This window comes from Micromonospora sp. NPDC093243 (genome assembly GCF_044753725.1).
GTDB lineage: Bacteria > Actinomycetota > Actinomycetes > Mycobacteriales > Micromonosporaceae > Micromonospora.
Map to the genome: position 1 here is coordinate 62,890 of NZ_JBIVNT010000002.1, position 13,947 is coordinate 76,836.

10 protein-coding genes and 1 pseudogene are annotated in these 13,947 nt (G+C 70.4%); 9 read left to right on the plus strand and 2 right to left on the minus strand.

Translation table 11 applies throughout. The features are described from left to right. The first annotated feature begins 24 nt into the window (after positions 1-24). The 5 genes from dnaA (at position 25) to ACIP9D_RS05020 (ending at position 6,394) form a co-directional block, all read left to right on the plus strand. Complete coding sequence (gene dnaA, locus ACIP9D_RS05000) at positions 25-1,821, plus strand: chromosomal replication initiator protein DnaA (protein WP_350868680.1); 1,797 nt, start codon at positions 25-27, stop codon at positions 1,819-1,821. A gap of 784 nt (positions 1,822-2,605) precedes the next feature. Continuing rightward, on the plus strand, positions 2,606-3,739 hold the full coding sequence (dnaN, locus tag ACIP9D_RS05005) for a DNA polymerase III subunit beta (RefSeq protein ID WP_350868678.1): 1,134 nt from the start codon (positions 2,606-2,608) through the stop codon (positions 3,737-3,739). Between the two features lie 37 nt (positions 3,740-3,776). After that, positions 3,777-4,649: a phosphogluconate dehydrogenase (NAD(+)-dependent, decarboxylating) gene (gene gnd / locus ACIP9D_RS05010; RefSeq protein ID WP_350868677.1), complete on the plus strand. Its 873-nt coding sequence runs from the start codon at positions 3,777-3,779 to the stop codon at positions 4,647-4,649. A gap of 16 nt (positions 4,650-4,665) precedes the next feature. Next, the gene (recF, locus tag ACIP9D_RS05015; RefSeq protein WP_350868675.1) at positions 4,666-5,799 is read left to right on the plus strand and encodes a DNA replication/repair protein RecF; all 1,134 of its coding nucleotides are present in this window, start codon (positions 4,666-4,668) and stop codon (positions 5,797-5,799) included. Beyond that, on the plus strand, positions 5,789-6,394 hold the full coding sequence (locus ACIP9D_RS05020; protein ID WP_350868673.1) for a DciA family protein: 606 nt from the start codon (positions 5,789-5,791) through the stop codon (positions 6,392-6,394). Before recF ends, ACIP9D_RS05020 begins: the two co-directional genes overlap by 11 nt. Before the next feature lie 4 nt (positions 6,395-6,398). Here ACIP9D_RS05020 and ACIP9D_RS05025 read toward each other — a convergent pair whose 3' ends face one another. Beyond that, positions 6,399-6,626 carry a hypothetical protein gene (locus ACIP9D_RS05025; protein ID WP_350868671.1) on the minus strand — a complete coding sequence of 76 codons (228 nt, stop codon included), beginning with the start codon at positions 6,624-6,626 and terminating at the stop codon, positions 6,399-6,401. An 89-nt stretch (positions 6,627-6,715) separates the two neighbouring features. On the opposite strand from ACIP9D_RS05025, the pseudogene ACIP9D_RS05030 reads away from it, so the two are divergent. After that, positions 6,716-7,156 (plus strand): annotated as a pseudogene (locus tag ACIP9D_RS05030) (MarR family winged helix-turn-helix transcriptional regulator); the annotation flags it as partial. A 127-nt stretch (positions 7,157-7,283) separates the two neighbouring features. Here ACIP9D_RS05030 and ACIP9D_RS05035 read toward each other — a convergent pair. Then, positions 7,284-7,865: a hypothetical protein gene (locus ACIP9D_RS05035; protein ID WP_350868670.1), complete on the minus strand. Its 582-nt coding sequence runs from the start codon at positions 7,863-7,865 to the stop codon at positions 7,284-7,286. Positions 7,866-8,394: 529 nt separating this feature from the next. On the opposite strand from ACIP9D_RS05035, the gene gyrB reads away from it, so the two are divergent. From gyrB to ACIP9D_RS05050, 3 genes are all read left to right on the plus strand, one after another. Beyond that, positions 8,395-10,341, plus strand: coding sequence for a DNA topoisomerase (ATP-hydrolyzing) subunit B (gyrB, locus tag ACIP9D_RS05040; protein WP_350868668.1), 1,947 nt, complete (start codon positions 8,395-8,397; stop codon positions 10,339-10,341). A 129-nt stretch (positions 10,342-10,470) separates the two neighbouring features. Then, positions 10,471-12,990: a DNA gyrase subunit A gene (gyrA, locus tag ACIP9D_RS05045; RefSeq protein ID WP_350868666.1), complete on the plus strand. Its 2,520-nt coding sequence runs from the start codon at positions 10,471-10,473 to the stop codon at positions 12,988-12,990. 4 nt (positions 12,991-12,994) lie between these two features. Further along, positions 12,995-13,885 carry a DUF3566 domain-containing protein gene (locus ACIP9D_RS05050; protein WP_350868665.1) on the plus strand — a complete coding sequence of 297 codons (891 nt, stop codon included), beginning with the start codon at positions 12,995-12,997 and terminating at the stop codon, positions 13,883-13,885. Positions 13,886-13,947: the final 62 nt, after the last annotated feature.

The following is a 13,947-nucleotide window of genomic DNA, read 5'->3' on the forward strand; positions in this document are numbered from 1 at the left end:
CAGAAGCGAGGGGGTGGCACGACGGTGGCCGGTACGACCGACCTTGCCGCGGTGTGGACGGCGACGACGGACGAGCTCGCCGACGAGATCATCTCCGCCCAGCAGCGGGCCTACCTCCGACTGACCCGGCTGCGTGCCATCGTCGAGGACACCGCGTTGATCTCCGTGCCGGACGCCTTCACCCGGGACGTGATCGAGTCACGCCTGCGGCCGGCGATCACCGAGGCGCTCACCCGCCGGCTGGGCCGGCCGATCCAGGTCGCGGTCACCGTCCGGGTCGCCGAGGACGCCACCGGCCGCCCGGCGGGCACCGTCTACCGCAGCGCGCCGGAGCCGGAGCCGATCGATCCCCAGGGCGGGCCGGCCACCCTGCTCGACGAGCCGACCGGTGTCGGCCAGCGGCCGGAGGTGTCGCTTCCTGAGCAGCCGCAGCCCGAGCAGAGCCCCGAGCCGCCGGCCGCGGCGCCGATCGGCGACGGGCACCATCCCGGGCTGGCCGGGCGGGACGCGCAGGAGACGTTGTTCAGTGCCGTCTTCGCCGAGCCGCCGGCGCCCCGACCGGCGCCCGAGCGGCGCGGCTTCGACGAGCAGGCCGCTCGGCTGAACCCGCCTGGTGCGGACACCCGCCCGTACGAGCCCCGGTACCGCGAGGACGCCGGCTCACCCCGGGACCAGCACGTGATCCGGGCGCTGCCGCGCGACGGCGGGACCGACAGCGGGCCCGGCCGGGGTGGCACGGATCACCGGACCGGGATGCGGGACGACCGCCGGCTGCCCGGCGCCGACACCGGCGGCAACCGGCTGAACCCGAAGTACATGTTCGAGACGTTCGTCATCGGCTCGTCCAACCGGTTCGCGCACGCCGCGTCGGTCGCGGTGGCCGAGTCTCCGGCGAAGGCGTACAACCCGCTCTTCATCTACGGCAGTTCCGGGCTGGGCAAGACCCACCTGCTGCACGCCATCGGGCACTACGCGACGACCCTGGGCAACGCCCGCTCGGTGCGGTACGTCTCCACCGAGGAGTTCACCAACGACTTCATCAACTCGCTGCGGGACGACAAGACCAGCGCCTTCCAGCGGCGCTACCGGGACGTCGACATCCTCCTAATCGACGACATCCAGTTCCTGGAGAACCGGGAACGGACCCAGGAGGAGTTCTTCCACACCTTCAACACCCTGCACAACGCCAACAAGCAGATCGTGATCACCTCCGACCGCTCGCCGAAGCAGTTGGCGACGCTGGAGGACCGGCTGCGCACCCGGTTCGAGTGGGGACTGCTCGCCGACATCCAGCCGCCGGACCTGGAGACGCGGATCGCGATCCTGCAGAAGAAGGCAGCGCAGGAGCGCCTCTACGCGCCGCCGGACGTGCTGGAGTTCATCGCCTCCCGGGTGTCGAACTCGATCCGGGAGCTGGAGGGCGCGCTGATCCGGGTGACGGCGTTCGCCAGCCTCACCCGCTCGACCGTGGAGCTGTCGCTGGCCGAGGAGGTGCTGCGGGACTTCATCCCGGACGGCGCCGGGCCGGAGATCACCGCCGACCAGATCATGGTCTCCACCGCCGACTACTTCGGGGTGAGCCTGGAGGACCTGCGTGGGCACTCCCGGTCCCGGGTGCTGGTCAACGCGCGCCAGGTGGCGATGTATCTGTGCCGGGAGCTGACCGACCTCTCGCTGCCTCGGATCGGGCAGGCGTTCGGCGGCCGGGATCACACCACGGTGATGCACGCCGACCGCAAGATCCGCCAGCAGATGGCCGAACGCCGGTCGCTCTACAACCAGATCGCCGAGCTGACCAACCGGATCAAGCAGAACACCTGAGGCGTACGCCTGCCGTCGCGAGACCGACGGCGGGCCGCGACATCCGCCCGGCCGCGCCCACGGCCGGGCTTTTCTGCTTTCCACACCCGGTTGACTTGACCCTCGAGCCGGTCGAGCCGGCAGCATCGAGGCCATGTCCGACCACCACCGGCGATCGTTGTCCACATCCCGTTGTCCACCGACGGTGGATAACTACGATCCGTCCCGGCCCAGTTACCCACAGCCTGTGGAGAAACCCTGGGGACAGTGCTGTGGATGGCTGGGGACAACCTCGCCGTCATCCACCGATGACGGCCGCCCTGTGGGCGAGCTGTTGAAGGTTCTGGGGATGACGGTCGACGAGACGACCCGGGCGGTCCACAGGTCTGGGGAGAAAGTCGGTGGATTACCGGTGGACAACCGGTGGACAACGGTGGACAACCAGCCGCCGGCGGTGGCCTGTGGACCACGGCACGGGTTTACACCCCGGTTCTCCACAGCCTGCACACCGGTGGATAACCTGTCTCACCTGCGCGGACGCCGGTTCTCCACAGTTTGCACAGGTGCGATGAAGACGATGAGTTATCTCTTCTAAAAGAACAAAAACCAATCATCACCGTTGGACTTTCTGTGGATCGGGCCGGACGCTGCCGGACCGAGGTGAGCACCAACCCCGGCACCGGGGTCGGGCGCACAGCCGATGCCCCCGCGCCCTAAGGTGCGATGGGTACCCGCACGGTCGGGCGGGTCGGTAGGCAGCGGTCGGCATGAGAGAGTTGTCGCTGACGTCGACGCGGAGGCATTGATGAAGTTCCGAGTGGAGCGCGACGCGCTCGCCGAGGCCGTGGCGTGGACCGCGAAGAGCCTGCCCAGCCGGCCGTCCGTACCGGTGCTGGCCGGTGTGATGCTCCGGGTCACCGACGGCAACCTGCAGGTGTCCGGGTTCGACTACGAGGTCTCCAGCCAGGTCACCGTCGAGGTGCAGGGTGACGCCGACGGGGCCGCGCTGGTCTCCGGCCGTCTGCTCGCCGAGATCACCAAGGCGCTGCCGGCCAAGCCGGTCGACATCGCCGCGGTCGGTGCCCACCTCGAGTTGGTCTGCGGTAGCGCCCGGTTCACCCTGCCCACCATGCCGGTGGAGGACTACCCGTCGCTGCCGGAGATGCCGGAGAGCGCCGGCACGGTCGAGGCGGCCACCTTCGCCGCCGCGGTCGCCCAGGTGGCCGTCGCCGCCGGGCGGGACGAGACCCTGCCGATGATGACCGGCGTCCGGATCGAGCTGAGCGGCGGCACGCTGGCGATGCTCGCGACCGACCGCTACCGGCTGGCGCTGCGTGAGATCCAGTGGCGCCCGGACGACCCCGAGGTGAGCCTCAACGCCCTCGTGCCGGCGCGCACCCTGCACGACACCGCCAAGGCGCTGGGCCCGCTCGGCGGCGAGGTCACCATGGCCCTCGCCACCGGCGGCGCGGGCGAGGGCATGATCGGCTTCGCCGGCGGAACCCGGCGCACCACCAGCCGGCTGCTCGACGGCGCCAACTACCCGCCGGTCCGCTCGCTCTTCCCGGCCAGCCACAACGCCGAGGCCCGGCTGTCGGTCAGCACCCTGATCGAGGTGGTCAAGCGCGTCGCACTGGTCGCCGAGCGGACCACCCCGGTGCTGCTCAGCTTCAGCGCCGACGGGCTCGTGGTCGAGGCCGGCGGCTCCGAGGAGGCGCGGGCGAGCGAGGCGATGGAGGCCACCTTCACCGGCGACCCGCTGACCATCGGCTTCAACCCGCAGTACCTGATCGACGGTCTGGCCAACCTGGGCGCGCAGACCGCGATGCTCTCGTTCGTCGACGCCTTCAAGCCCGCGGTGATTTCCCCCGCCGGCGAGGATGGCGAGGTCATCCCCGGGTACCGGTACCTCATCATGCCGATCCGCGTGTCCCGCTGATCGCGCTCGCAAAACAGTCACACCGGAGGTAGGAACGATGCAGCTCGGCCTGGTAGGACTCGGCCGGATGGGCGGCAACATGCGTGAGCGGTTGCGCGCCGCCGGGCACGAGGTGGTCGGTTTCGACCACAACGCGGAGCTGAGCGACGTGCCGTCCCTCGCGGCGCTGGCGGAGAAGCTCGAGTCGCCGCGGGCGATCTGGGTGATGGTCCCGGCCGGCGTGACCGACGCGACCATCGACGAGCTCGCCGGCGTCCTCGGTGCCGGTGACATCATCATCGACGGCGGCAACTCGCGGTTCAGCGACGACGCCCCCCGGGCCGAGCGGCTCAACGAGCGCGGCATCGGCTACATCGACGTCGGCGTCTCCGGCGGCGTCTGGGGCCGGCAGAACGGCTACGCGCTGATGGTCGGCGGCGCCCAGGAGCACGTCGAGCGGCTGATGCCGATCTTCGAATCGCTCAAGCCGGCGGGCGAGTTCGGTTTCGTGCACGCCGGTCCGGTCGGCGCCGGGCACTACGCCAAGATGGTGCACAACGGCATCGAGTACGGCCTGATGCACGCCTACGCCGAGGGCTACGAGCTGCTCGCCGCCTCCGAGCTGGTCACCAACGTGCCCGGGGTGTTCAAGTCCTGGCGCGAGGGCACTGTGGTCCGGTCCTGGCTGCTCGACCTGCTCGACCGGGCCCTCGACGAGGACCCGGAGCTGGCCGAGCTGAGCGGCTACACCGAGGACACCGGCGAGGGCCGCTGGACGGTCGACGAGGCGGTCCGGCTCGCGGTGCCGCTCAACGTCATCACCGCCTCGCTCTTCGCCCGGTTCGCCTCCCGCCAGGACGACTCGCCCGCGATGAAGGCGGTCGCCGCGCTGCGCCAGCAGTTCGGTGGGCACGCCGTCCACAAGCGCTGAGCGGTATCCACACCCTGTGTACGTCCGCCGGCTTGAACTGGTCGACTTCCGCTCGTACGAGCGCGTCGGCGTGGACCTGGAGCCGGGGACGAACGTCCTGATCGGCGCGAACGGCGTCGGCAAGACGAATCTGGTCGAGGCGCTCGGCTACGTGGCGACCCTGGACAGCCACCGGGTCGCCACGGACGCGCCGCTGGTGCGGATGGGCGCCGGTTCGGCGGTGATCCGGTGCGCGGTCGTGCACGACGGCCGGGAGCTGCTGGTCGAGTTGGAGATCGTCCCGGGCAAGGCCAACCGGGCCCGGCTCGGCCGCTCACCGGCCCGGCGGGCCCGCGACGTGCTCGGGGCGCTGCGGCTGGTGCTGTTCGCCCCGGAGGATCTGGAACTCGTCCGGGGCGACCCGGCCGAGCGTCGCCGTTACCTGGACGACCTGCTGGTCAGCCGTCAGCCCCGGTTCGCCGGGGTACGGGCCGACTACGAGCGGGTGGTGAAGCAGCGCAACGCCCTGCTCCGCACCGCGTACCTGGCCCGCAAGACCGGCGGGACGCGAGGCGGGGACCTTTCCACCCTGGCCGTCTGGGACACCCACCTGGCCCAGCACGGCGCGGAGCTGCTCGCCGGTCGGCTGGAACTGGTCGCCGCGCTGGCGCCGCACGTGGCCAAGGCGTACGACGCGGTGGCCGCCGGACGGGGCGCGGCAGGCATCGCCTACCGGCCCTCCGTGGAGCTGGCCGAGCCGACCACGGATCGAGCGGTGCTGGCTGAGGCGCTGACCACCGCCCTGGCCGACTCCCGGTCGGCGGAGATCGAGCGGGGCACCACGCTGGTCGGCCCGCACCGCGACGAGTTGGCCCTCACCCTCGGTCCGCTGCCCGCGAAGGGGTACGCCAGCCACGGCGAGTCCTGGTCGTTCGCGCTTGCCCTGCGGCTGGCCGGCTACGACCTGCTGCGAGCCGACGGGATCGAGCCGGTGCTGGTGCTCGACGACGTCTTCGCCGAGCTGGACGCCGGGCGCCGGGAGCGGCTGGCGGAGCTGGTCGGCGGTGCGAGCCAGCTCGTGGTCACCTGCGCGGTCGACGACGACGTACCGGCCGCCCTGCGCGGCGCCCGGTACGAGGTGGGCGAGGGGATGGTGCGCCGTGCCGAATGAGCCAGAACCTCCCACCGCGGGCGGTACCCCAGCGGGCCGGTCGGACCCGGCCGGCAAGGCGGACCCGGCCGACGTGGCGGAAGGCGCGGCGGGGCCGGAGCTGGCGCGCGCGGTGCTGGACGCGGCGAAGGCCCGGCGAGAGGCCAACCGGACCCGCCGGCGCGGCGGGCCGGGCGGGACCGGCGCGGCCGGGGGTGGGGAGCGGCGGCTGCGCGGCTACTCGGGCCCGGGCCCTGATCCGCGGGACCCGCAGCCGCTCGGCGCGGTGTTGAACCGGCTGGTCAAGGCCCGTGGTTGGCAGCAGCCCGCCGCCGAGGCGACGGTCTTCGGCGCCTGGGAGCGGGTGGTCGGCGCCGAGGTCGCGCAGAACAGCCGGCCGGTGAAGCTGGAGAACGGCGAGCTGACCGTGGAGGCCCGCTCCACCGCCTGGGCGACCCAGTTGCGACTGCTCGCCGGGTCGCTGTTGAAGCAGATCGCCAAAGAGGTCGGCCACAACGTGGTGCGCAAGCTGCACATCCACGGCCCGGCGGCGCCGTCGTGGTCGCGCGGGCCGCGCCGGGTACGCGGTCGTGGCCCCCGGGACACGTACGGCTGAGGGGTCACCGACCGGTGCGCCGGGCCTCCCGCTCGGCGCGCTTACGCTCCCGTTGCTCGCGGCTCCACTGCTTGCGTCGCTCCAGGTCGTCCTTCCACGCCTCCCGGGCGTGGGTTGAGCCGCCCTGCACCGCGCCCTGCACCTCGGGAGGGCCCGCCAGGTTGCGGAACGCCCAGGCCATGAGTCGGCCGCCTTCGCCGGGGCTTCTGGTGGTCGGCTTCTCGTCACTCATCGCCTCGCCTCTCCCGCAACGGCGTTTGGTGTACAAATAATTGGTACACCAATCATTGGTACGATCGCAACACGGATAGGAGGTCGACGGTGACCGAACAGCTCGACGGGGATCCCCTGGCGTTGGAGCAGCAGGTGTGCTTCGCGCTCTCGGTCGCCGCGCGCGGCGTGGTCGCGGTCTACCGGCCGCTGCTGGAGCCGATGGGGCTGACCCACCCGCAGTACCTGGTGATGCTGGCGCTCTGGCAGCACGCCCCGCTCTCCGTGCGCGAGCTCAGTCGCCTGCTGCAGCTCGACCCGGGCACGCTCTCACCGCTGCTGAAGCGGCTGGAGGCGGCCGGGCACCTGCGCCGGGAGCGCGACGCCGCCGACGAGCGGAGCCTGGCGGTCACGCTCACCGCCAGCGGAAAGGCGCTGCGCGCCGAGGCCGAGCGGATCCCGCCGGCGATCGTGTCGCGGCTCGGCCTGCCGCTCGACGACCTGCGCCAGCTGCACGCCGCGCTCACCGACGTCATCGCCGCCGCGAACCGGGCCGGCACTGACGCCGGGAACCGGGCGGGCACTGACGCCGGGAACCGGGCGGGCACTGACGCCGGGAACCGGGCGGGCACTGACGCCGGGAACCGGGCCGGCAGCGACGCCGCCGGATAGCGGGCCGTCAGGGCTGCGGGACCCGGCGGGGCGCCTCCGACTCGGCGTAGACGGCGAAGCCGCGGTCCGCGCAGCGCCGGTAGAACGCGGCCAGCACGCTCAGCTCGGCGCAGGTGAAGTTCCACTGCGGGGGTTCGCCGCTCTCGTCGCGCAGCGCGTCCAGCCGGCCGTCCAACCACCGCAGCTGCTGTTCGGCCAGCCGTCCGTCGCCGAGCAGCGAGCGGAGCACGGAGCTGACCGAGTCGAACGTCACCGCCTCGCCGTGCGGGCGATGCCCGGCGACGAACCGCTCGATGCCGTCGGCGATCCAGGAGCACCCGTCCGGGTCGATCACCGGGTCCTCGTCCTCGGCCGCGGCGTCTGTGGCGTAGAGCACACCCTCCAGGCCGAGCAGCAGATCCACCAGCTCGGTGTACGCGGTCGCCCGGACTGTGCCGGTCTTCGCGATCAACTCCGCCAGCGCGGCGGTCGGCGCGGAGATCTGCGGCATGTCGACGATCTCGCCGAAGTCGACGAACTCGGCCGGCGCGACCGGATCGTAGAAGCGGCCGGTCCGCGGCCAGTGCACCGCGACGTTGTCCAGCCCCATCTGAGGTCACCTCTTAAGAGCACGTGTGGGAGTCGATCGGGACGATCGTCCGGTTTCCGGCAGGAAAGATCAAGCCCGCGTCGGGACCGCCGCAAACGTACGGCACCGCCCGCCGGTACGCGACCCCCCGACCCGCCCGGCAGCGGGTGCACCCGTCGGGCGGCGCCGCCCTCGATCGAGGGTTGGCGTGTAGGGGGAGTCGCGGACGACACGGTTCGGCCGGCTACGGAGTTCTCAGCCGCTTTGCGAGGGTGCCGAGTGGCGTTTCTACCGCCAGCGCACAGTAAGATTGACGCAGAGACGAAGACCCGGTGCGGAGCGAGGAGACACGGGCCCGGAAGAGGGCCCGTGATCATTGTCCACGTCGGGTCGAGCCGATCGCGATCCGCGGGCGACCGCGGCGACCGGCGCGTACCGACCCGTCACCGGAGTCCTCCGGTGCCGGTCCGCGCGCCGACGTCGCGTCCTGTCCGCCGAACCCGCGCCCGAAGCGCCCACCGGTGCCGACGGAGCGAGAAAGTGGCCGAGCGTGGCAGCGCAGGACAATCAGCAGTACGGCGCAGAGTCGATCACCGTTCTTGAAGGGCTGGAAGCGGTCCGGAAGCGGCCCGGCATGTACATCGGGTCGACCGGTGAGCGGGGTCTGCACCACCTCGTGTGGGAGGTCGTGGACAACGCGGTCGACGAGGCGCTGGCCGGTTACTGCGACACCATCGACGTGGTGCTGCTCGCCGACGGCGGGGTCCGGGTCACCGACAACGGCCGAGGCTTCCCGGTCGACCTGCACCCGAAGCTCAAGAAGCCGGGTGTCGAGGTCGCGCTGACCGTGCTGCACGCGGGCGGCAAGTTCGACGGCAAGGCGTACGCGGTCTCCGGCGGTCTGCACGGCGTCGGTGTCTCCGTGGTGAACGCGCTCTCCACCCGGATGGCTGTGGAGATCCACAAGTCCGGTTTCGTGTGGCGGCAGCAGTACGACAACTCCAAGCCCGGCCCGCTGGACAAGGGCGAGACCACCGACCGCACCGGCTCGGCGGTCTCCTTCTGGCCCGACCCCGACGTCTTCGAGACCGTCGACTTCGACTTCCAGACCATCTACCGGCGCCTGCAGGAGATGGCGTTCCTCAACCGTGCCCTCCGCATCCACCTGCTCGACGAGCGGGTGGCCGAGGAGGAGGACGGCCGGCAGCGTGAGGTGACCTTCTACTACGAGGGCGGCATCGCCGACTTCGTCCGGCACCTCAACGCGTCCAAGAACCCGATCCACAAGACGGTGGTCGAGTTCGGGGCCGAGGAGGAGGGCATGTCGGTCGAGATCGCCATGCAGTGGAACGAGTCGTACGGCGAGTCGGTCTACACCTTCGCCAACACGATCAACACCCACGAGGGCGGCACCCACGAGGAGGGCTTCCGGGCCGCGCTGACCAGCGTGGTCAACCGCTACGGCGCGGAGAAGAAGCTGCTCAAGGGCGACGAGAAGCTCTCCGGCGAGGACATCCGCGAGGGGCTCGCCGCGATCATCTCGGTGAAGCTGGCCAACCCGCAGTTCGAGGGCCAGACCAAGACCAAGCTCGGCAACACCCCGGTGAAGAGTTTCGTGCAGCGGGTCTGCAACGAGTGGCTGGTCGACTGGTTCGACCGCAACCCGGCCGAGGCCAGGACCATCATCCAGAAGGCCTCCCAGGCGGCCCGGGCCCGGATCGCCGCCCAGCAGGCGCGCAAGCTGGCCCGACGCAAGTCGCTGCTGGAGTCCGGCTCGATGCCCGGCAAGCTGGCCGACTGCCAGTCGACCGACCCGCGGGAGTCCGAGGTCTTCATCGTCGAGGGCGACTCGGCGGGCGGCTCGGCGAAGCAGGGGCGCGACCCGCGGACCCAGGCGATCCTGCCGATCCGCGGCAAGATCCTCAACGTGGAGAAGGCCCGGATCGACCGGGTGCTGAAGAACAACGAGGTCCAGGCGCTGATCACCGCGCTGGGCACCGGCATCCACGACGACTTCGACATCGAGAAGCTGCGCTACCACAAGATCGTGCTGATGGCCGACGCGGACGTGGACGGCCAGCACATCCAGACGCTGCTGCTCACCCTGCTCTTCCGCTTCATGCGTCCGCTGGTCGAGCTGGGGCACGTCTACCTGGCCGCACCGCCGCTCTACAAGATCAAGTGGAACAAGAAGGGCGACGACGCGCAGTACGCGTACTCCGACCGGGAGCGCGACGGGCTGATCGCGCTGCGCCAGCAGAAGAAGCCGAACGCCAAGCCGGACGACATCCAGCGGTTCAAGGGCCTCGGCGAGATGAACTATCCCGAGCTGTGGGAGACCACGATGAACCCGGCGACCCGTACGCTCCGTCAGGTCACGCTCGACGACGCTGCAACCGCAGACGAGTTGTTCAGCGTTCTGATGGGTGAGGACGTGGAGGCGCGCCGGTCGTTCATCCAGCGCAATGCCAAGGACGTCCGGTTCCTGGACATCTGACGGTGATCGGCGGACCGGGGGGCAACCACCCACCGGTCCGCCGATCCACAGAGTTATCCACAGCTAGGCCGCTTTCCACAGCGGTTATCCACAGCACGAAAACGACTCTGAGTCTGATAAGGGTAAACAGTGACTGATACCCCCGAGTCCACACCGAACGAGCCCGAGGTCCCCGAGACCGCCGGCGCCGTGGTCGCGCACGACCGGATCGAACCGGTCGGGCTCGAGGTGGAGATGCAGCGCTCCTACCTCGACTACGCCATGAGCGTCATCGTCGGGCGGGCGCTGCCGGACGTCCGGGACGGGCTCAAGCCGGTACACCGCAAGATCCTCTACGCGATGTTCGACTCCGGCTACCGGCCGGACCGCGGCTACGTGAAGTGCTCCCGGGTCGTCGGCGACGTGATGGGTCAGTTCCACCCGCACGGCGACTCGGCGATCTACGACGCGCTGGTCCGGATGGCGCAGCCCTGGTCGCTGCGCTACCCGCTGGTCGACGGCAACGGCAACTTCGGCTCGCCCGGTAACGACCCGGCGGCGGCGATGCGGTACACCGAGTGCAAGCTCGACCCGCTCGCCATGGAGATGCTGCGCGACATCGACGAGGACACCGTCGACCTGCAGGACAACTACGACGGTCGGGCCAAGGAGCCCACCATCCTGCCGTCCCGGATCCCCAACCTGCTGGTGAACGGCTCCGAGGGCATCGCGGTCGGCATGGCCACCAAGATCCCGCCGCACAACCTGCGGGAGATCGGCGCGGCGGTGCAGTGGTGCCTGGAGAACCCGGACGAGGACGAGGCCACCACCCTCGAGGCGCTGCTCGGCATCGTCAAGGGCCCGGACTTCCCGACCCACGGCCTGATCGTCGGCACCCAGGCGATCCAGGACGCGTACCGCACCGGGCGCGGCTCGATCCGGATGCGTGCCGTCGTGGAGGTCGAGGAGGACAAGCGCGGCCGGCCCGCCCTGGTCGTCAGCGAGCTGCCCTACCAGGTGAACCCGGACAACCTGGCCGAGCGGATCGCCGAGCTGATCAAGGAGGGCAAGCTCGCCGGCATCGCCGACATCCGCGACGAGTCCTCCGGGCGTACCGGTATGCGGATCGTGCTGGTGCTCAAGCGCGACGCGGTCGCCAAGGTGGTGCTGAACAACCTCTACAAGCACACCCAGCTGCAGGAGACCTTCGGCGCCAACATGCTGGCGCTGGTCGACGGGGTGCCGCGCACGCTCAACCTGGCCCAGTTCATCCGCTACTACGTCGAGCACCAGATCGACGTGATCCGCCGGCGGACCGCGTTCCGGCTGCGCAAGGCCGAGGAGCGGGCGCACATCCTGCGCGGCCTGTCCAAGGCGCTCGACGCCCTCGACGAGGTGATCGCCCTGATCCGGCGCTCCCCGACGGTGGAGGACGCCCGGCAGGGCCTGGTCCGGCTGCTGGAGATCGACGAGATCCAGGCGACCGCGATCCTCGACATGCAGCTGCGCCGGCTCGCCGCCCTGGAGCGGCAGCGGATCCTGGACGACCTGGCGAAGCTCGAGATCGAGATCGCCGACCTGAAGGACATCCTGGCGAAGCCGGAGCGGCAGCGGCGGATCGTCTCCGAGGAGCTGGGCGAGATCGTCGCCAAGTGGGGCGACGAGCGCCGTACCCAGATCGTGCCGTTCGACGGCGAGGTCTCGATGGAGGACCTCATCGCGCGGGAGGACGTGGTCGTCACGATCACCCGCACCGGGTACGCCAAGCGGACCAAGGTCGATCTGTACCGCTCGCAGCGCCGTGGCGGCAAGGGCGTCAGCGGTGCCACGCTGCGCCAGGACGACATCGTCAGCCACTTCTTCGTCTGCTCCACCCACGACTGGATCCTGTTCTTCACCAACAAGGGCAGGGTCTACCGGGCCAAGGCGTACGAGCTTCCGGAAGCCAGTAGGGTGGCGAAGGGTCAGCACGTGGCCAATCTGCTCGCCTTCCTACCGGACGAGCAGATCGCACAGATCATCGAAATTCCGAACTACCAGGTGGCTCCCTACCTGGTACTGGCCACGAAGAACGGCCTGGTGAAGAAGACGCGGCTCGAGGAGTTCGACTCCAACCGTTCCGGCGGCATCATCGCGATCAACCTGCGCGATGAGGACGAGCTGGTCGGTGCCGCCCTGGTGGGGCCGTCGGACGACCTGCTGCTGGTCTCGAAGAACGCCCAGGCGATCCGGTTCAACGCGACCGACGAGGCGCTGCGGCCGATGGGGCGGGCCACCTCGGGCGTGATCGGAATGCGCTTCGCCGAGGACGACGTCCTGCTCGCCATGGAGGTCGTCCGGGAGGGTCTGGACGTCCTGGTGGCCACAAACGGGGGATACGCGAAACGTACCCCGATCGAGGAATACCCGGTCCAGGGCCGGGGAGGTAAAGGTGTGCTGACTGCGAAGATCACCGAGCGACGCGGTGGTCTGGTCGGTGCGGTGGTGATCGACCCGGACGATGAGCTGTTCGCCATCACGAGCAACGGTGGTGTCATCCGGACTCCGGTGAAGCCTGTACGCCGTACGCGTGACCGGAACACAATGGGGGTCAAGCTGATGGACCTTCCGGACGGCGTGACTATCGTGGCGATTGCTCGCAATGCCGACGAGCCTGACGAACAGGACTAGTTGAATGACGGAGACACAGGCGAAGTCGGGGAACACGGGGACCTCGGCCAACCCGGTCGACGAGGAGGCCGCATCGGGCGGCACACCAGCGACCGGCCGCGCCGCCGTGGGCCGGGCGACCGTCCCCGCCGATGCGCCTGCCCCGAAATTCACCCGGGCTCCCGGGATGACGCCACCGCCGGACAAGCCGACCGACGAGGCGGGGTCCGCTGAGAAGACCGAGGCGACGCCGGCCGAAGCCGCTGCGGGCGGTTCCGCCGGCGCGGCGGGTGCCGCCCGCCCGACCAGTACCCAGCAGATCCCGGTTCGGGCCGGCGCGTCGGCCAGCGGGACGACCGGCACCCAGCCTCGGGTCGGCGGCGCCGCGATGCCGCAGCCGGACGGCAGCCGGCAGGGGCCGGGCGGTCGCCCGAACAACGGCGGCGGTCTGCCGCCGGGCATCGGCAACGCGGCCGCCGTCGGGGCCGCCCGCGTCGGTGAAGCGGTACGCGCGGCGCGTACCTCGGTCAGCTCGGCCGCGTCCCGCGGACCGCGCCGGGCCCGGCTGAACCTGAAGCGGATCGACCCCTGGTCGGTGATGAAGTTCGCATTCGCCGTCTCGGTGGTGCTCTTCATCGTCGTGGTGGTCGCCACCTCGGTGCTCTACCTCGCGCTGGACGCGATGGGCGTCTTCCAGAGCGTCAACGACAGCCTGACCGACCTGGTCAGCGCCGGCGGTGGGCAGAGCACCGACGGCTTCCAGATCACCGCCAGGGGCGTCATCCTCAGCTCGGCGTTGATCGGCCTGGTCAACGTCGTGCTGTTCACCGCGCTGGCCACGCTCGGGGCGTTCGTCTACAACGTCTGCGCCGACCTGGTCGGCGGCATCGAGCTGACGCTCGCCGAGCGGGACTGAAACATCGGGCGCCGGGGCACCGCGGAAAGCGGTCGCCCCGGCGTTCCGCACTCCGGTACTTT

Excerpts from the sequence above, each read along its gene's own strand:
- dnaN (WP_350868678.1), top strand. The coding sequence starts at position 2,606 with ATGAAGTTCCGAGTGGAGCGCGACGCGCTCGCCGAGGCCGTGGCGTGG.
- gnd (WP_350868677.1), top strand. The coding sequence starts at position 3,777 with ATGCAGCTCGGCCTGGTAGGACTCGGCCGGATGGGCGGCAACATGCGT.
- ACIP9D_RS05025 (WP_350868671.1), bottom strand. The coding sequence starts at position 6,626 with ATGAGTGACGAGAAGCCGACCACCAGAAGCCCCGGCGAAGGCGGCCGA.
- ACIP9D_RS05035 (WP_350868670.1), bottom strand. The coding sequence starts at position 7,865 with ATGGGGCTGGACAACGTCGCGGTGCACTGGCCGCGGACCGGCCGCTTC.
- ACIP9D_RS05050 (WP_350868665.1), top strand. The coding sequence starts at position 12,995 with ATGACGGAGACACAGGCGAAGTCGGGGAACACGGGGACCTCGGCCAAC.